Genomic DNA, 16,387 nt, shown 5'->3' on the forward strand with positions numbered 1-16,387 from the left:
TAGGGATTACGGGTACCGATTGGATCTGGGGCAACTCTTCACATTGGTGGACAGATGACTCAGTTGATCAACTCAAACGGCGCGCACTGCGTTCCCGTTTGATCAAAGACATCACTTTGCTTTGATGCTCCGAGGCCATCCGCCATGACTGATTGTCATTGGCGGGATTGCTTCAACCTGTCTGGACAAGTACCATCTTTACTCCGCAAGACTTTGGATGGTCTTTGTAGCACTTGTTGCTCTGATGTTCTGGAAGCACCTGCCATGCCAAGCTGTCATTGGGAATGGTTCGTTTGGAGAGTTTTGAGCATGACTCTGAGAAGCGGGGGCAGCGCTTATCGCCTAGACACTCGAAAGCACATGCTGAGTCAAAGCGACACGTTGCGCGGTGCAAAATAAATCACAGCCACTCCGGCAAGCACGAGTGATGCGCCTACCAAGTCCCAGCGATCAGGCAACACGCCATCGACTAACCACAGCCACAAGACTGAAACAACGATGTATACCCCACCGTAGGCGGCATACACACGTCCAGCAGGATGTGGATGCAGCGTCAGCAGCCACGCGAACAGGCCCAAACTTGCTGCGGCAACAATCAACCACCATGGAGACGCACTTTTCTTGAGCCATAAGTACGGCAGGTAGCAACCAATAATCTCTGCGCAGGCGGTTAGCGCGTACAGGCCCAATGCTTGGATCGGTGTCATGAATGCGAATGTCGGTGGTGAATGTCCGGAAAATGTGCATGCTCGTGTTTGAGTTTTGCATGCTTGTGATCATGTGTGTGAGGCTCAACGCCATACCATTCAAAGTCATGGACATGCTGGTGGTGCTCGTCATGTTCATGTTCGTGTTCATGCTGCAGCGTTTCATGCAAATGTTCATGTGCATGGTGCTCGGTCAGATGAAGCCAAACACCAAGGCCCATCAGCGCCGCAGCAACCCAAAACGCCAAAGATGTGGTTTCCGGGAAGACCATCAAGGCCGTAGCCGCTCCTATAAATGGTGCCGTAGAAAAGTAGGCGCCGGTGCGGGCTGTTCCCAGACCCCGCAAGGCCAGTACAAACAGAACAAGACTGATGCCGTAGCCCAAAAGACCGACCGCCATCGTGGCCAACAGAGTGGCAAATCTGGGCAGCACGGCACCCATACCCATCGCAATCAACGTATTGACTGCGCCTGCCATGACGCCCTTGGTAGCAGCAATGAACAGGGCATCCGATGCTGACACCTTGCGGGTTAGGTTGTTGTCAATAGCCCAGCACAGGCATGCTAAACCCACCAAGGCGGGGCCCGTGATGCTGGATTGGACAGCGGAGGCAGTCGGCCAGCTCAACGCAACACCACCGGCCACGATCGCTAGCATTCCCAATATGATGCGCTTATCAGCGTTTTCCTTGAAAACAACCCAGGCAATTACAGCAGTCAGAACCGCTTCGAGGTTCAGCAACAGCGATGCAGTGGAACCGCTTGTTGATAGCAATCCAAACATCAGCGCCACAGGGCCTAGCATCCCACCAAAAAAGATCGCCCCCAGCAGCCAGGGCCAGTCACCTTTGGGCAGGCCCGACGGCCTTTCGCCGCGATCACGAATCACGCGTGCCAGACTTAGGCCAAGCCCGCTTCCCAAATAAAGCAACCCCGCCAAAAGAACTGGTGGTGTATCACCCGTCAATAGCTTGGCAAACGGGGTGCTAGCGCCAAACAGTGCTGCAGCACAAAGCGCGTAAAGGACGGCTCTATTCATACCGAGTTTGTCTGACACACAGCGGAAGGATTCAATCGGATTGGTTCAGTGGACGTGGCCATGGTAGTCTCCTTTTGCACTATCTTCGCCCAGTTCCCCGCGCGCCAGCTGCAGCACGGTCCAGCCACCGTGCAAGGCGAGCGCCGCCATCAGGCTGGCCACCGCAAGATCAGGCCAGGCCGATCCAGTGCCGAACACGCCCAAGGCGGCGATGAACACGGCAAGGTTGCCGATGGCGTCGTTGCGAGAGCATAGCCACACGCTTCGCATGTTGGCATCGCCTTCTCGGAAGGCATAGAGCATCCAAGCCACCGCGATGTTGGCGACCAGTGCCACGAGTGCTATTGCACCCATTGTGGTGGCCAGAGGCACGCCGCCGTTCCACACCGACCACAGTGCTGCACTTAGCACATACAGGCCAAAACCCATCATGCTCAAGGCTTTGAGCATGGCGGCGCGCGCCCGCCATGCCAGCGCCGAAGCCAGCACCGCGAGCGACACCGCGTAGTTCATTGCGTCGCCCGCAAAATCGACCGCGTCCGCCAGCAAAGAAAGTGACCCAGACTGAACGCCAGCCACGATCTCGACCAGGAACATCGCGGCATTGACCACGAGGGCGATCCAGAGGATCTTGCGGTAACGGGCCAGGTTGACAATAGCATCAAGTTTGGGTGCGACGTGGTCACAGCAGTGGGTGGACATGGGTTTTCCTTTCAATACTTGCATTAGAAACCCTGGAGTCGCTACAGTGTCAAATACTTATTTAAAGCAGGATCATGTAATGCAGATAAAGGAACTTGCCCTCGCCACCGGCGTGGATGTCGAAACCATCCGTTACTACGAAAAACAGGGCTTGATGCCCGCGCCGGCTCGGCGCGAAAACGGCTACCGCGACTACGCGGTGGCTCACCTGGAGCGCCTGTCGTTCATCCGCCACTGCCGGGCTCTGGACATGCCGCTGGGCGATGTGAACCGGCTACTTGGATTCGTTGATAAACCGGACAGAAACTGCGGCGATGTCGATCTTCTGGTGGACGACCAACTGGCCCGTGTGCGCGCCCGCCTAAAGAGCATGAGGGCACTGGAGAAGCAGCTGCTTCGGCTGCGGGCGCGATGCCTCGGTACCCACGAGGGGGCGCGCTGCGGCATTCTTGAAGAGCTAGTGTCCGCCGCTCACGGGGAGTCTTGCGCATGCCATCCAGCTTAATGCTGGGACGCCCAGAAACTTAAATGAGCCAAATGGCAGTCAATCAGTTCGATTTAGCTGATTGGCTTCATAACGGTAATCAGTTCAATGCAGCCCATTAACATTTTTCAGCCTACGTCAGCTTCTGGCCGGTAACAGGTAGCCTCCGCCGTAAACCGCTGTCTGCTAACGCTGCATTACCGCCGCCCAAGGCAGCGCAGCGACCGTTCTCTTTGGGTCGGCTGCTGCCGATCAATGAACCAATACGGTAGTCCGCTCACAGCCTGAAGAGGACACTTGCTTGCGATGAAATTTCAATCCTGGTCTGCTCTTACGGCGCAATAGTCACTAAGCAACCATGCTGGGTTGAGCCGTGCTGGTGAAACACTGAACGACTTCCTCTGTGCTTGTTGCGCCCCCAAGAGTGACATGTGACCCTGATAATCTTTTCGTACGTAGATTTAGATCTTGAAATGGCCCCGTGCACATAGAGTTTTGTTCATCGAACCTGGTGTGTATCGAACTTTTCAACTGCAGAGCTAGCTCATACACAGCCCTACATCTAGCCCTACATCCAGGTTGACGAGGAGTTTTTCAGAACTTATCATGCAGCATGAACGCATGATTCACAAGGAAAGCGCAATGTCTAACCCAGCAACTGACAGCAAGATGGTCAAATCCATCGGCGCAAGTGGACAAATCTCTTTAGGCAAAGAGTTCGCGGGAAGACAAGTCCTGATTGAGTCGCCAGCTAAAGGTGTATGGATCATTCGGACTGCCACCATAACCCCCGATCATGAGCCTTGGCCTGAAGAAGAAAAGGCTCAAACTGGACTCAAAAAAGGCCGTACCGGCAAGACACCATCACCCGATCAAACGTCACGAAAAAAATCTCAGGCCTGAGGGCATCCAAGGTTTTTACAAAAATGACATTTGTCCATGGAGCAAGATAAAAATGATTGACCTGTTCGCCGCTTTAGGCTTTCGCTGGAACCGCGAAAAGATTCCTCAGCAGATTCCTACCCACTCGATTGATCGAGTAACTTTTCATTTCCATCGAATGCTGACTACGTATGTTTGGGACGCATCAGTGCTTGAAGGCAATCCCTTTACGTTTCCAGAAGTCAAAACTTTGCTTGAAGGTGTGACGGTCGGTGGCCGAAAAATTTCCGATCAAGAACAAGTACTGAACTTGGCCGAAAGCTCCAAATACCTACTGTCACTGGTCAAAGCAGGAAAGTTCAAGCTGGACAAAATCACATTTACCGAGCTACATGGACTGGTAGCAAAAAATGAAACGCTGGAATGGGGACATTTTCGTGGAGAAGGTTTGGAGACTAACTACACACCCGACGTTGGCCTAGGTCCTGAAGGTCGCTACACGCCACTACCCACTGTGCCCGGAGCCCCTGAGCTCAATCGTGTTTTTTCCGAAGGCCTGCAAGCGTTAACCAATACAGTCGAAAGTCCTTTTGAAAGAGCTGCTGCATTTTTTCTGTTCGGAGCCTTACAGCAGTTCTTTTTTGACGGTAACAAACGCACATCACGATTCATGATGAATGGAATTTTGATGTCCTCCGGTATAGATGCCATCAGCATACCAGCGGCAAAGGCGCAAGAATTTAACGAAAAAATGGTCCGTTTCTACATGGCCAAAGACGCCACTGAAATGATGGAATTTTTAGTTAGCTGTCATCCAGATGCCATAACCATTCAACAAAACAATCCGCAAGTGGATTGATTGCTTTAAATTGAAATCCGATTTAAGACTTCTAGCTTTTGTTCAAGCGTATAGCCTACTGTGCCGTAGTTATTGAACTCAGACCCACCACTTGAGTGACCTGTGATGCTCTCGGCCAATCGCGTGGGAATGTCATTACAGGCTTTCATCCTGTCGATCAGGGCATGACGGAACATGTGACTTCTGAAGTCTAGGTCGGCCAGGTATTTGTTCATGATGGCCGAGCAACTGTTGCTGCCATGGTAGTGCGCATACTGCGGCACCAGCCATTCACTGCCTTGGCACTTGGCCATCTCCACTAGTCGCTTGGCTGCAAACAGCGACACCCCTACCAACGGTACGGCACGAATGCTGCTTTTGTTCTTTCGATTGGAGAGTGCATTTTTGCGGATCCAAATGTGCGGAATCGGATGATCAAAAACACAATCTTCAACACGGGCGTACACAGGTTCAGACAATCGCAAGCCAGTGTTCAACTGGATGAGCCCAATTAACTTGTAGGGCTTGAACCGCGTCATCAACTTTTGTTTGACTGCCAGCAACAAGTCATGGGTAATGACAGGCATTGGCCTGCGCTCATCTTCGCCGGAAATTTTCAGAGCACGGAATGGACTCAGTCTGTCTATGTCCAAACATCTGAATGCAACATTGAGCATGGCGTTCAATATCGCTGTTTGCTTGCGGACCGTCACGGGTTTCAAACCCAAACTCAGCAAATGGTCGCGAAAAATGCAAGCATGTGCATAACGTAGATCACAGAGGTACAAATCACCCATCAAGGACGAGAAGCGCCTGAAAACATGCAAGACATCGCCCTTGAATTTACGGCCATCACCTGCATCACTTTCATGGAGGTAAATCGCCACGGCATCCGAAATTTTGGGTTCGGCATGCATTTCTTTGCGGATGAAATAGTTGCCAATGAGCTCTGCAACGAACGACTCATCAAAGTCAACACCCCTTACCCTAACCAACCGCCGCAAGACGGCTTCAGGAGTTGATTTAACAATCTCAAAGTGGCCGTCACTCATGCTCAAAAATAGTCAATTTGCACCCAACAAATTTACTGTCAAAGACGCAGATGGACAACCGGATTTAGACGAATTTTCAGGTCGATCTAGACAGAAAACCCACGAAGTTTTCTGCCCTAAATCAGCCCTAGAACACCACTCATATAGGCCTTGGATCCGTGTCGATACCGGAATCCAAATCAGCTGCGCAGCGCTGGTTTTGTGCGTGGCTAGACGCCAGTCCTGTTGAATATCCATGCCGTCACGTTGACCAACCCATGGCCACCCCCAAACCATTTTTGCTATGCCTGTCATCCCCATGGCCAAAGATTTTAAAAACGGCCATATTCGGGGCCAAAACCCCGCGTTTTCGGGTCTTTCGATGGTTTATCGTGGCATGTTGGCCTGGCCTGGCCCCAGCGATTGTTGCTGCAGCCCATAGGCATCGGCCTGGCTGAAGCTGCTCGAATGTGTGGGCCTGAGTACTGGCTGTGAGCTGGGCAGTGGTGGGGGCCTGTTGGGGGTGACTACCCTCGCCTGCTGTGGCACTGGACTTTTGGGTGGGGGTGGTTTCGGGGCTGGTGGTTTTGGCTTGGGGGCTGGTGGTTTTGGCTTGGGGGCTGGTGGTTTTTTCGGAACGATCTTTTTAGGCTTGATCCTTTTAGGCTTGGGGGTTGCTGCAGCTTGTGCCTTGAGCCTTTCCTGCTCCTTGGACTGGGCCAGCACAGCTGACCAAACGTTGTCTGAAATCAATCGCCAAAGAGCAAGTTGATCGTCCGCACTGACTATTTCGTTAAATCGCATAGTTGCTCTCCTTTCTCTATATTTATTTAGCAAAAAGACGACATCTCGTCCCCTCAATTTCGATCTGCTCATAAATAAAAATATGCGGATCAACGAACTCATCAAACCTAAGTCTCCAGAGCAATTGAAGCTGGACCAACTTCGCGCCACGAGGGAACGCGCCACCACTGCCGTTCAACAAGAACGGGAACGACAGAGAACACAGCGTGCTCAAAAAGCACTGCAGTTGTTGACCAAGCCTAAAGCCCCAACAGCCAAAACAACCAAGCCCATTGGCACCATCAAACCAATCGCGCCAATCAAATCAATCTAGTCAAAAGAAAACCGACACTGGAATCCAGTGTCGGCCATTGCTTGAAGCAGTGATCGCTTGCGTGGCGGCTTTAAGTGGCAGGCTTAACGGGCAGCTTCAACCTCCCTTTTTTCACTACGCCCTCCTCCTTGCCAAATGCAGCTTTGACCAAACCACTGACTGCTTCGATGCGTGCATCCAGCTCTCCGGCATCCACAGCAGCACGCAAAACTTCAAGCGTGGTGATAACGCCTGCGATGGTGTCAGTCTCTATGGCGTTCTTACCTTCGACCACATCCAGAGTGCGTGCGCCATAGCGTACGGTGATGCACATTTTGCCGTTATCTCCAGACCACCACCATGGTTTCAACCGCTTGGGAATTTCAACTCGGCGCATTTCGCCGGTGGCGTCGTCTCGGACTGTGCGAATCTTCACTGGTACAAACTCGGTACCTGACTGAACGGCTTTGGCCATTTGAATCTGCTCATGCAGCTTGGCGCTGAGCTTTTGCCGTCTTGCATGCGCTGGGCTTGTGCCCTGCTGACGCTTGCTGGCGATGAATTTCAATGCGTTAAGACCTGACATTTGCTACTCCTTGTGTGTTGCAGGAATAACAAATTTATTGTCAGACCGTGGCTCTGGGCAACCGAATCATTGGTAACCCGACAGTCTGGAAGGACACCACTCGCAGCTTCAACCAATCAAGATGTTGGGAAACACCGATTTGTACCCTTTGGCCAAAGCTTCCTCTTGAGCAATCCTTTTCTTGTGCTCGTTTTCCTCGGTAGCAGCGTTCAAGGAACGCGGTTTGTAACGCTCCAGCTGCTTAGGGGTCAAATGCCAATAAGGGTTGCCCGTTTGCTCGCGCATCTGCATTTCAATCTCGGTCTTGAAATCCACGCCCAAACGACGCTTGAAGAATATGGCGTCATGAACATTGGCAATCGGTGTGTGACCTTTTGTCATTGCTACGTGCCTGACGATATCCATCACCTGTGTCTCGCCGTGCTGATACAGGTAAGCCATGACCTTGGCTTTGCTGGGCCTACCACTGTCGGTTTGCAGGAAGCTTGATTGAAGCAAATCTGGACGGTGCTTTTTAACGAGCTCATACAGGTAGTCGTCCAAAGCGTTTTGTTCTTTGATGAAAAGCTTGACGGTCTTGTCGGAGAGAAATCGCTTTCTATCGTCTCCGTTTTTCAAAATATCCACCAAGGCTGGATTGGTCCAATTGCCTGAAGCATCTAACCAACCATTTGCCGTTTGACGAGCACCAAAGCTAATAGCTGTGAAAGCTTGCTTGAGCAAGACAGGTTGCAGGTCTTTGGGCACTGGACTTGTGTCGCCAAACGTGAAATGCCTGATCGTGGCCATAAAGTCGGCCTTGTCTTCTAGGTACAGCAAAGTGGCTGAGAAATGCTTGCGCAAATCCACATCTAATCCTGCATCGCACAACAAGCTTCTGGCGTACCCCATCTTCCAAGCCACCACACTGCTGCGAATGTCGTACTCCCAGCAATTGCCCAACATGGCTCTTCTCAAGTCCTTGTTGACGTTTTGCACACTGGTGCCTTCGTAGTACGTGCGCCCAAACTGACTGGGTTTGACGCGCTGCACGTAATAGCCCTTGGTGAAGGTGGCGACGCCAATGATCGACAAGGCTTGGCGAAGAATTGTGTCTTTTTGAGCGCCCTTGATGTGCAAAGATTCCATCTCCACCCAGTAAAGGTAGGCCTTGACGGATTCGATATCTACAGGCACCCAATGAAAAAGTTCAGCCAGTTTTTCTTCTTGCCAAACCTGTCCGTATTCAGGGTACAGATGATCAAACAACGCCTTATTGGATACTGGATCGCCACTGAGGTAAGCGTCAATTTCCTCATCCGTGGTTGCAGTAGCCAATGATCCGGGAAGTACGGTCAGAGTGTTGTGGATTGTGATCAAAGGCGACAACTTCACCTGCGTGTACTGGCCGGTGAATTTGCTGCCTGGAACAACGGTCTGAAGCAGCTCCAAATTGTTTTCTCGCAGCCATTTGTGCATGCGAACCTTTTTAGGCCCAATTTGCCCTCCCTTGTTGGCCAGTTGCTCCATGGAAACCGCGTACAAATCAAACTTGAGTTGTTCAGGGGTTCTGCCATGCTGCAAAGCGTCGAACAGCATGGACTCGACAACAGCAACGTATTTAGCCAATGCACGTGCAGCTGAGGCTGCTGGCCTAGGAAACGCTTTTTGCAAAGCGGACTCGACAGATTCATGAACGGTGACTTTGATCACGGGGTGCACACTCCTTGATGGCAGAAATCCAGGATTTCACATGTATTTAGCGCCTTTTAATAGATTTCGGCAATTACGAAAAAAAGTCACATGCATATAGTAATTTCAATCATTCAATTGAAAAATCACCTGATCCAAATGGCATCTTGAAGTGGCGCAGCCACCTGATGCCGCAGGCATGCAGCTCCTTGCTTAGATCAAGTCCTGCGCAAACCAGTCAAGTAGACAGGTCTTTTTTGATCTGGATAAGTACTTGATGCGCACATACAAAGCATCAGTCAGGGTCAAGGTCAACGGACGAAGTCAGGTCATTGCCACGGAAATCCGAGCACCTAGTATGCAAGATGCACGATGGCTGCTTTGGGCCATGTACGGTTTTCACAGCATTCAAGTAGGTCCAAATTTGAGCTAAAGAGCCTGAAATTGCAAAGGGCTAAACGATTGGCGGGTCATCCCAAATGGTTCCGTAGTTTGGATATTTACGCCCCTACTTCATCTACCAAACTGAGTAGGCGCGTTGAGTTGACACTTTGACTGAGCCACGCCCATACCGTGCATTCAAGTTGTCTCACGCTTCAATCAGCTTGCGATTGTCAGCTAGCGCTGTCACCAGTGCGTATTCCGGTCATATTGACCAATGCGTATGACAACATGACCACTGAGGCCAGTGCTCTTGGCCCCAAGGCGTAAGCCACACCAAAGCCTGCCACAAAATGGCAAGTATCAGAAAAGTGGCACGGCTGCTTCGCGACATGCAGGCGATTTTACTGATTTCATACGACTCGCTTACTAGGTTTCATACAAACCCTCTCAGCTTGCTTTGACCTAAACGGCCAACCAATTCCATTTCTTATCCGGGTGCTAGGAGATGCTCTTAAAACTAGACACTCGTCTTAGATGGGTAAATGGCTTCTTTAGAGGGCGGATTCAACTGATCGTTGCAAATGACATACCGCAGCCGATGCAAAGCGGATGTTTGTTCATCCAATACAAGTTTATCTATTCCACCTTCAATTTTTTGATGTATATATGTCAAAGTTTGAGGCATATACTTCAATCATATGTGGAGCTCTCTTTTTCTCACCCTGCCAACACAACCAAAGGCAATTCGCCTGCGTATTTGGCGTGCGCTCAAAACTCTGGGGTGCCCTTCATTGCGTGATGGCGTTTATTTGCTGCCTGAGTCTCACGCTGAATTGTTCGATCCGCTAGTTTCTGAGGTACGCGAGAACGGTGGTCAGGCGCATGTGCTGCAACTGTCAACTCATGACGAAGCAATGCGCACCGAAGTGCTAGCCTTGTTTGACCGCAGCAAATCTTATGGTGAATGGCACGGTGAGGCGCAGGCACTGACCGCGTTGCTGCTCGAACTTGACGAAATCGAGGCTAGGCGTCGCTTGCGAGGTGTTACAGAAGCACTGCAAGTGTTGCGCCGTATTGATTACTACCCTGGCGCTGCTGCCCAACAGGCACAAGCTGAACTTGATGATTTGCGCCAAACGATCGACACTCAATTTTCGAAGGGTGAGCCGAAGGCGCAGCCAAGTCATGGCATCGCGCGCCTTGACGCTCGCAATTTCAAGGGAAAGCGCTGGGCGACACGTGCTCGCCCTTGGGTAGATCGCCTGGCTTGCGCTTGGCTAATTCGTCGCTTCATTGACCCAGAAGCATCTTTTATTTGGCTTGACGACCCTGCGGGTGCCACACCTCCACCGAGCGGCGTTTTGGGATTTGACTTTGACGGTGCCCGATTCACACATATTGGCTCGCGCGTGAGCTTTGAGGTACTGGCGGCGAGCTTCCGATTGGATGTGGATCAGCGGCTGCAGCGAATTGCCCGTGCTGTTCATTTTCTGGACGTTGGCGGAATTCCCGTTGCAGAAGCAGCTGGACTGGAACTCGTTTTGGCAGGACTGCGGGAGGTCCACACCAACGATGATGCTCTGGCTCAAGCAGCTGCCCTGGTCTTTGATGCGCTGTATGCCGCCCCAGGAATATCTGAATGAACCTCGATCCCGTCACATCAAAAATTCCCACCGAACCCGATATGCCACCCGCGCCGGTGAGCTTCAGCGAGGCCTTCCGTTTTTGGCTCAAGCTTGGCTTTGTCAGCTTTGGTGGCCCAGCCGGGCAGATTGCCATCATGCACACTGAGCTGGTGGAGCGCAGGCGCTGGATCAGCGAGCAGCGTTTTTTGCACGCGCTGAACTACTGCATGCTGCTCCCAGGTCCGGAGGCGCAGCAACTTGCCACCTATATCGGCTGGCTCATGCACCGCACATGGGGCGGTATCGTCGCTGGCGCACTGTTTGTATTGCCCTCGCTTTTCATCCTGATCACACTGAGCTGGATTTATCTGCGCTTTGGCGACGTTCCACTGGTGGCCGGTATCTTCTATGGACTCAAGCCCGCCGTGACTGCGCTGGTACTACACGCCGCTCACCGCATTGGAACAAGGGCGTTGAAAAATCGTTGGATGTGGGCCATAGCTGCCGCTTCGTTCATCGCGATTTTTGCATTTGACACACCGTTTCCAGCCATTGTTCTCGCAGCAGCTTTGGTCGGTTGGTTGGGCTCGCGACGCTGGCCCGAAGTATTTACTCTCGGCGGCGGACATGGATCAAACAAAACCAGTTATGGCCCCGCACTGATCGACGACCATACGCCTACACCTTTGCATGCAAAGTTTTCTCGGGCCAGACTTTTGAAAGTTCTCCTTGTAGGTCTCGGGCTGTGGTTGCTGGCGATGGTGACACTGATCGCGGTCAACGGCCTGGAGGGCACTTTGACGCAAATGGGCTGGTTTTTCACCAAAGCAGCACTGCTGACTTTCGGCGGAGCCTATGCCGTCTTGCCCTACGTCTATCAAGGGGCAGTCGACACCCACCAGTGGCTTAGCGGTCCGCAAATGATCGATGGCCTGGCCCTGGGCGAAACAACGCCGGGCCCGCTGATCATGGTGGTTGCCTTTGTCGGCTTTCTGGGTGGCTGGTTGAAAGAGGTATCAGGCCCGGACGCCCTGTTTCTGGGTGGGGCGTTGGCCGCTACCGTAGTGACTTTTTTTACCTTCCTGCCCTCATTCATCTTCATTTTGGCCGGTGGTCCGGTGGTCGAGGCCACGCACGGCAAGCTGGGATTCACCGCACCCCTGTCAGCGATCACGGCGGCTGTGGTGGGCGTGATCTTGAATCTAGCCATGTTTTTTGCCCACCACGTCCTCTGGCCCCAAGGATTCGAGGGAAGGTTCGATCTGATATCGGCTTTAATTGCCGCTGGTGCTGCAATGGCGCTATTTCGCTTCAAGGTTGGCGTCATGACACTGCTGACAGGTAGTGCTCTGTTTGGTTTGGCGGTCTCCTGGCTTTCCCCCCTGCTGGGCTGAGGGATGCAGGTCGTCGATATTTTGTGATGGAGAGTTGAAGATGTTCATGATGTCGCGCCGGGTTTTGTCTCGGCTGTTGGTGAGTTTTTTTGCAGTCCAGACGATGTGGGCGTCAGCTGTGGAGGTTCGCTTTGAGCCCGTGGCGGACGGCGTTTACGCTTACGTGGGCGATATCGGCGGTCGAACGGTGGCCAACCAGGGCCTGAATGCTAACCTTGGGCTGGTCCTTACATCAGGCGGTGCCGTACTGATTGACAGTGGTTCGACGTTTCAAACCGCTCGTGCCATCCACGAAGCAGTGCGCCGAGTGACACAGCAGCCCGTACGCTGGGTCATCAACACGGGCGGACAGGATCATCGATGGCTGGGCAATGGCTACTTCAAGGCACAAGGGGCTGAGTTGATTGCCCACGCTGCAGCTGTGCCGGACATGGGCTCGCGCGGCGGCGATCAGCTCGCTGCACTTCGCACCTTACTGGGACCTGCTGCAGATGGAACGGAGCTGAGCTTTCCCAGCAGACTGCTGCAGGGGCCTGAAGCGCGATTGGAGCTCGGCGCTACCGTTTTCGAGTTTCGCCATCGCGGGGGTGGCCACACTCCTGGCGACTTGATGGTGTGGCTGCCCCACGTCCAAGTGGCTTTCTCGGGTGACATTGTTTATGTGGACCGTTTGCTGTCAGTTTTGCCTGTGAGCAGCACGCGGGCATGGGTAGAGGCCCTCAACGCTTTGGCTCAATGGAATCCAAAACGCATTGTTCCAGGGCATGGGCGCATCACTGACAGCAAAACAGCCAAGGCACAAAGCTACGATTATTTGCAAGCCATGCGTTCACACATGCAACGCGCTGTGGAGCAAGGTGTAGACATTAGCGAAGCGGTCAAGTCATTCAATGTCAAGCCTTTCATGAACCTGGCAAACGCAGCTGAGTTGCACCCGGGAAACGCCAGCCGCACCTACCTTGAGGTCGAGCGTGAGTAATGTTGTCTCTGTTGTGGAGCATCGTCGAAATTGCACTTTCCGAGTTAGGGATCTCGTGAGGGTGGAAATTTACGAACGGTCTTTTGATCCAGACAGTGTTTTTTGAAAAACATGCTGGCAGTTGATCGCCCGAACGTCTTTGCTGTTTTGTTCAGCTTGGCATTGCATGGCGCAGTCTTGGCGTTGGCCAGCGGTTATCAATTCGGCTACCGTATTGCCGACAAAGAATCACCCCCAAGTCGAATCGTCTTCATGCAGGTGCAGCCACCACCGCAAGATGATGCACCCATGCGGGGCCAGGAACTTTCGCCAGCGATCGATTCACCAAACCCAAAAGACCTTGGAATTGTTCCAATCACTGACTCGACAGACAGGTCACCGCCAGCCAAAGAGCCAGCCACCATGGCAGCGCCTTCAGCGCCTACTGCGGAGGATTGGGCTTTTGCGGGAAGTTACACAAACAAAAACAGCAAAGGCTATCGGTACAACTGGGGCCAACAGGTGCGCAGCATGATGGGTACTGTTGTCGAGGGGCCTGATCAAGGTTACGTTCGTTTCAGAATTGAAATCGCACCCGACGGAACACTGGCCAAGTTGAAAACCATTTGGACGACGTCCGCAGTGGCCGAGCAACTGGCGCGCAAGGCGGTTGAAAACATGCCGCCACTGCCACCCACGCCAACAGGAAAGCCGCTTATCTTTGAGAAAACAATCTCGTTCACGCCGTTCGCTTCAGACGGTCCACCGATTTACAAAGACGACTGCTTGCCGGATCCGCCTGTTTTTCGCAATCCTTTTGCTTGGGATGGCAAATCACCACAAACGGTGGCCACACCGCCGAAGACTGAAAAGTTAGATCCCCAAGCCATGGAGGATTGCCTCAGACAGTTGCCAAGAGACTCGATTGAGGCTGAGATGGCACGTGACCGACGTGAGATGGAAAGATGGGGATGGAGCAAATGACTCACCACCAAGCCAGCGTATTGGTTGTGTGCCACGGGCAGAGCCGTTTTTTCTCAGCTGTTTAAATTGATTTCACGCTGAGTTTGATCGTATTTAGTTGACCGCTTTTGGCCGACAGCTGCAGTTTCACTTGCGACGATCGATGGCAGCAATCGCTGCATTGCAGTCATCCCCCAAATCTGATCTCATGAGTTCGAGGGGGAGAGTCACACTGCGCTGTGAAAAGTGTCTAGGAATTTAGGAAAATTCCATTCTTCAATATTCACTCGGCAGCATGATCACCCAATGCTCCCCGTCCCAGCAAGCGTAAAGAGTTTGTTCTGCTATGGGGAAGTCAGTGAAGGGTATCTCTTGACGGGCGTGCTCACGACCGTTGCCGTCCTCGTAAACCATGGTGGCTCGGGTACCCTGCACTGTGACGCGAACCAGCACAAACCAATCCGCTGTGCCGATTTCGCTGAGGTGACTGGCCACAGCATCCATCATCCAAAAACACTCGGCCTCTTCAGCAAGATATTTGGTGCCATCTGTCAACAGATGCCTGCGACTGATTCGGTAATAGCGCTCTGTGCCGGTGAAGTGTGACAGCTGGCTTGCATCAAAATTTTTCATTTCAAAACTCCGACTTGGCCAAAGCCGCCTGACTGTTAGCCAGCAGGTCGATGCGCAAATTAGGCATGATGTTGCAGACCAGATGGTTGATGGACCAGTTCAATATCTGCGCACGCTCACGGTCTGTTGCCGCCTCTTCCATGCGTTCCAGGTATCGGTCCATCTCGTAGTGAGTACGCTGCAGGTGGTTAATGGCCGCCTGCATTTGTTGCACAGCTTGTTCCCGTGCATGCTTGGCTTCATAAGCTGCCAATTCTGTGGCTTGGATCGATGTCATCGGAGAGTCCTTTTTCGTTTGCATGCCCACAGTTTTGTGTCAGACACGCAGATGGACAACCGATTTCAAGAGTCCCGACAGATTGGACGGATACCGACTCAACACCGCTTTTTGAGTCTGTTCGTTTTTGGCATTGAGTTGAAGTTGTTTGTGATTTGTTCGGCGCTCAAGGCTTATATGCGCCAAGCAGCACACACAAAAATTCCATGCGTAAAACGCCCTACAACACGTTTTTCTCCGGGTCCGAATACTCAGAGCGCTGACTCAACCGATCAGCGCTTGTAGGGCTTTTTTGACGCCCTGCCCTGCTGGGCACTGAAAGAGTGCGAGATCGCGGCGGAAATCTATTAAAAACATGCTTTTACAAGATTTCGCTGGTTGAGCGTTGAAATCATTGAAGAAAATTTCAGTGAAAAAGTTATCCACAGGAAGTTCAGTTTTCGAAGTAAACCCTGAAATTCGCTCTCAATGTGATAACTGTCACTCTGACTTATCTGACACATGCTCAATCCAATCGACCTGAACAGTGTGAATTGGTTTGATCTTCAGAATGCTGTCAATTGCGCTGATATCTACACGGCCTTTTTCTTCATCAGCCAAAACAACCCAAGTAAATTCGTTGTCGCCAGCATCTTGGAATTGCGGTCGAATTTTTACAACATTTCCCTTGAGAAATGGCTTGAGGGGTAGATTTTTAAAAGTCATGGTTAAGTCTACAGCGATAGAAAAATATCTGGCCAAGAATTACCCGGTTCTTTGCGCTCAGAGTGATCAGTCCTTGTAGCTTTACGTTTTTTGATATCGAAGTCAACTTCCACGGAGTAAACCGCCACTTTGGCGGGTCTCCGGTTGTCCAGATAAATATGTGAAAACACAATGCAGTTAACGCAAACACATGATTACAGGAGAAATGAAATGGCACAGGCAAAAACACTGACAAAAGACGAACTAGCACGCTTACTGGACTACATAGAAACGCGCCGCTTTGCGCCCTGATGGCCACCTAAATTCCCCCACTTATGGCCACCTCAAACTCCCCCACCTGAATTGATCGGGGACAGGGGTTCAACGCCGACACCGTCGGCACCTGTTGGCAGGACGCATGTTCTGACCTTC

The 16,387-nt window shown here is 52.0% G+C and carries 18 protein-coding genes; 8 read left to right on the plus strand and 10 right to left on the minus strand.

Features of this window, described 5'->3' with window-relative positions; translation table 11 throughout:
- Positions 1-368: 368 nt before the first annotated feature.
- The 3 genes from B9Z31_RS15020 to B9Z31_RS15030 are packed head-to-tail and all read right to left on the minus strand — an operon-like array spanning position 369 to position 2,449.
- The gene (locus tag B9Z31_RS15020) at positions 369-707 is read right to left on the minus strand and encodes a YnfA family protein (RefSeq protein ID WP_100120372.1); all 339 of its coding nucleotides are present in this window, start codon (positions 705-707) and stop codon (positions 369-371) included.
- A complete protein-coding gene (locus B9Z31_RS15025; RefSeq protein ID WP_100120373.1) occupies positions 704-1,747 on the minus strand; it encodes a DMT family transporter in 1,044 nt (347 codons plus the stop codon). The genes B9Z31_RS15020 and B9Z31_RS15025 overlap by 4 nt, the downstream gene beginning before the upstream one ends.
- A gap of 45 nt (positions 1,748-1,792) precedes the next feature.
- Positions 1,793-2,449, minus strand: coding sequence for a cation transporter (locus tag B9Z31_RS15030; RefSeq protein WP_100120389.1), 657 nt, complete (start codon positions 2,447-2,449; stop codon positions 1,793-1,795).
- 79 nt (positions 2,450-2,528) lie between these two features.
- Here B9Z31_RS15030 and B9Z31_RS15035 point away from each other — a divergent pair, with 79 nt between their 5' ends.
- The 3 genes from B9Z31_RS15035 (at position 2,529) to B9Z31_RS15045 (ending at position 4,674) form a co-directional block, all read left to right on the plus strand.
- A complete protein-coding gene (locus B9Z31_RS15035; RefSeq protein ID WP_100120374.1) occupies positions 2,529-2,954 on the plus strand; it encodes a Cd(II)/Pb(II)-responsive transcriptional regulator in 426 nt (141 codons plus the stop codon).
- Between the two features lie 585 nt (positions 2,955-3,539).
- Positions 3,540-3,836, plus strand: coding sequence for a hypothetical protein (locus B9Z31_RS15040; protein ID WP_100120375.1), 297 nt, complete (start codon positions 3,540-3,542; stop codon positions 3,834-3,836).
- 52 nt (positions 3,837-3,888) lie between these two features.
- Complete coding sequence (locus B9Z31_RS15045; RefSeq protein WP_100120376.1) at positions 3,889-4,674, plus strand: Fic family protein; 786 nt, start codon at positions 3,889-3,891, stop codon at positions 4,672-4,674.
- A gap of 5 nt (positions 4,675-4,679) precedes the next feature.
- Here B9Z31_RS15045 and B9Z31_RS15050 read toward each other — a convergent pair whose 3' ends face one another.
- Entirely contained in the window at positions 4,680-5,705 is a 1,026-nt protein-coding gene (locus tag B9Z31_RS15050; RefSeq protein WP_100120377.1) for a tyrosine-type recombinase/integrase, read from the minus strand.
- Between the two features lie 865 nt (positions 5,706-6,570).
- Between B9Z31_RS15050 and B9Z31_RS15510 the strand changes: the two genes are divergently transcribed.
- Entirely contained in the window at positions 6,571-6,801 is a 231-nt protein-coding gene (locus B9Z31_RS15510; RefSeq protein WP_158235693.1) for a hypothetical protein, read from the plus strand.
- Between the two features lie 70 nt (positions 6,802-6,871).
- On the opposite strand, the gene B9Z31_RS15065 is transcribed toward B9Z31_RS15510, so the two are convergent.
- Together B9Z31_RS15065 and B9Z31_RS15070 are read right to left on the minus strand one after the other, a co-directional pair.
- Positions 6,872-7,366 carry a DUF6641 family protein gene (locus tag B9Z31_RS15065; protein WP_100120380.1) on the minus strand — a complete coding sequence of 165 codons (495 nt, stop codon included), beginning with the start codon at positions 7,364-7,366 and terminating at the stop codon, positions 6,872-6,874.
- A gap of 108 nt (positions 7,367-7,474) precedes the next feature.
- Positions 7,475-9,058, minus strand: coding sequence for a hypothetical protein (locus B9Z31_RS15070; protein WP_143473863.1), 1,584 nt, complete (start codon positions 9,056-9,058; stop codon positions 7,475-7,477).
- Between the two features lie 1,061 nt (positions 9,059-10,119).
- Between B9Z31_RS15070 and B9Z31_RS15075 the strand changes: the two genes are divergently transcribed.
- The 4 genes from B9Z31_RS15075 (at position 10,120) to B9Z31_RS15090 (ending at position 14,382) form a co-directional block, all read left to right on the plus strand.
- On the plus strand, positions 10,120-11,064 hold the full coding sequence (locus B9Z31_RS15075) for a chromate resistance protein ChrB domain-containing protein (protein ID WP_100120382.1): 945 nt from the start codon (positions 10,120-10,122) through the stop codon (positions 11,062-11,064).
- Entirely contained in the window at positions 11,061-12,440 is a 1,380-nt protein-coding gene (gene chrA / locus B9Z31_RS15080; RefSeq protein ID WP_100120383.1) for a chromate efflux transporter, read from the plus strand. Before B9Z31_RS15075 ends, chrA begins: the two co-directional genes overlap by 4 nt.
- A gap of 40 nt (positions 12,441-12,480) precedes the next feature.
- The gene (locus tag B9Z31_RS15085; RefSeq protein WP_100120384.1) at positions 12,481-13,419 is read left to right on the plus strand and encodes an MBL fold metallo-hydrolase; all 939 of its coding nucleotides are present in this window, start codon (positions 12,481-12,483) and stop codon (positions 13,417-13,419) included.
- Between the two features lie 111 nt (positions 13,420-13,530).
- Positions 13,531-14,382, plus strand: coding sequence for an energy transducer TonB (locus tag B9Z31_RS15090; protein ID WP_100120385.1), 852 nt, complete (start codon positions 13,531-13,533; stop codon positions 14,380-14,382).
- Between the two features lie 255 nt (positions 14,383-14,637).
- On the opposite strand, the gene B9Z31_RS15095 is transcribed toward B9Z31_RS15090, so the two are convergent.
- The 4 genes from B9Z31_RS15095 to B9Z31_RS15430 form a co-directional block, all read right to left on the minus strand.
- Complete coding sequence (locus B9Z31_RS15095; protein WP_100120386.1) at positions 14,638-14,994, minus strand: DUF6876 family protein; 357 nt, start codon at positions 14,992-14,994, stop codon at positions 14,638-14,640.
- 1 nt (position 14,995) lies between these two features.
- Complete coding sequence (locus B9Z31_RS15100) at positions 14,996-15,271, minus strand: hypothetical protein (protein ID WP_100120387.1); 276 nt, start codon at positions 15,269-15,271, stop codon at positions 14,996-14,998.
- Between the two features lie 264 nt (positions 15,272-15,535).
- Positions 15,536-15,697 carry a hypothetical protein gene (locus B9Z31_RS15515; protein WP_158235694.1) on the minus strand — a complete coding sequence of 54 codons (162 nt, stop codon included), beginning with the start codon at positions 15,695-15,697 and terminating at the stop codon, positions 15,536-15,538.
- A gap of 54 nt (positions 15,698-15,751) precedes the next feature.
- Entirely contained in the window at positions 15,752-15,976 is a 225-nt protein-coding gene (locus B9Z31_RS15430; protein WP_143473864.1) for a hypothetical protein, read from the minus strand.
- Positions 15,977-16,387: the final 411 nt, after the last annotated feature.

The sequence above is a fragment of the Limnohabitans sp. G3-2 genome (assembly GCF_002778275.1).
In the GTDB taxonomy this organism is placed as follows: domain Bacteria; phylum Pseudomonadota; class Gammaproteobacteria; order Burkholderiales; family Burkholderiaceae_C; genus Limnohabitans_A.

Coding starts and splice junctions, on each gene's coding strand:
- B9Z31_RS15075 (WP_100120382.1), top strand. CDS start 10,120: ATGTGGAGCTCTCTTTTTCTCACCCTGCCAACACAACCAAAGGCAATT.
- B9Z31_RS15510 (WP_158235693.1), top strand. CDS start 6,571: ATGCGGATCAACGAACTCATCAAACCTAAGTCTCCAGAGCAATTGAAG.
- B9Z31_RS15100 (WP_100120387.1), bottom strand. CDS start 15,271: ATGACATCGATCCAAGCCACAGAATTGGCAGCTTATGAAGCCAAGCAT.
- B9Z31_RS15090 (WP_100120385.1), top strand. CDS start 13,531: ATGCTGGCAGTTGATCGCCCGAACGTCTTTGCTGTTTTGTTCAGCTTG.
- B9Z31_RS15095 (WP_100120386.1), bottom strand. CDS start 14,994: ATGAAAAATTTTGATGCAAGCCAGCTGTCACACTTCACCGGCACAGAG.
- B9Z31_RS15430 (WP_143473864.1), bottom strand. CDS start 15,976: ATGACTTTTAAAAATCTACCCCTCAAGCCATTTCTCAAGGGAAATGTT.
- B9Z31_RS15085 (WP_100120384.1), top strand. CDS start 12,481: ATGTTCATGATGTCGCGCCGGGTTTTGTCTCGGCTGTTGGTGAGTTTT.
- B9Z31_RS15040 (WP_100120375.1), top strand. CDS start 3,540: ATGCAGCATGAACGCATGATTCACAAGGAAAGCGCAATGTCTAACCCA.
- chrA (WP_100120383.1), top strand. CDS start 11,061: ATGAACCTCGATCCCGTCACATCAAAAATTCCCACCGAACCCGATATG.
- B9Z31_RS15025 (WP_100120373.1), bottom strand. CDS start 1,747: ATGAATAGAGCCGTCCTTTACGCGCTTTGTGCTGCAGCACTGTTTGGC.
- B9Z31_RS15065 (WP_100120380.1), bottom strand. CDS start 7,366: ATGTCAGGTCTTAACGCATTGAAATTCATCGCCAGCAAGCGTCAGCAG.
- B9Z31_RS15050 (WP_100120377.1), bottom strand. CDS start 5,705: ATGAGTGACGGCCACTTTGAGATTGTTAAATCAACTCCTGAAGCCGTC.
- B9Z31_RS15045 (WP_100120376.1), top strand. CDS start 3,889: ATGATTGACCTGTTCGCCGCTTTAGGCTTTCGCTGGAACCGCGAAAAG.
- B9Z31_RS15030 (WP_100120389.1), bottom strand. CDS start 2,449: ATGTCCACCCACTGCTGTGACCACGTCGCACCCAAACTTGATGCTATT.
- B9Z31_RS15035 (WP_100120374.1), top strand. CDS start 2,529: ATGCAGATAAAGGAACTTGCCCTCGCCACCGGCGTGGATGTCGAAACC.
- B9Z31_RS15020 (WP_100120372.1), bottom strand. CDS start 707: ATGACACCGATCCAAGCATTGGGCCTGTACGCGCTAACCGCCTGCGCA.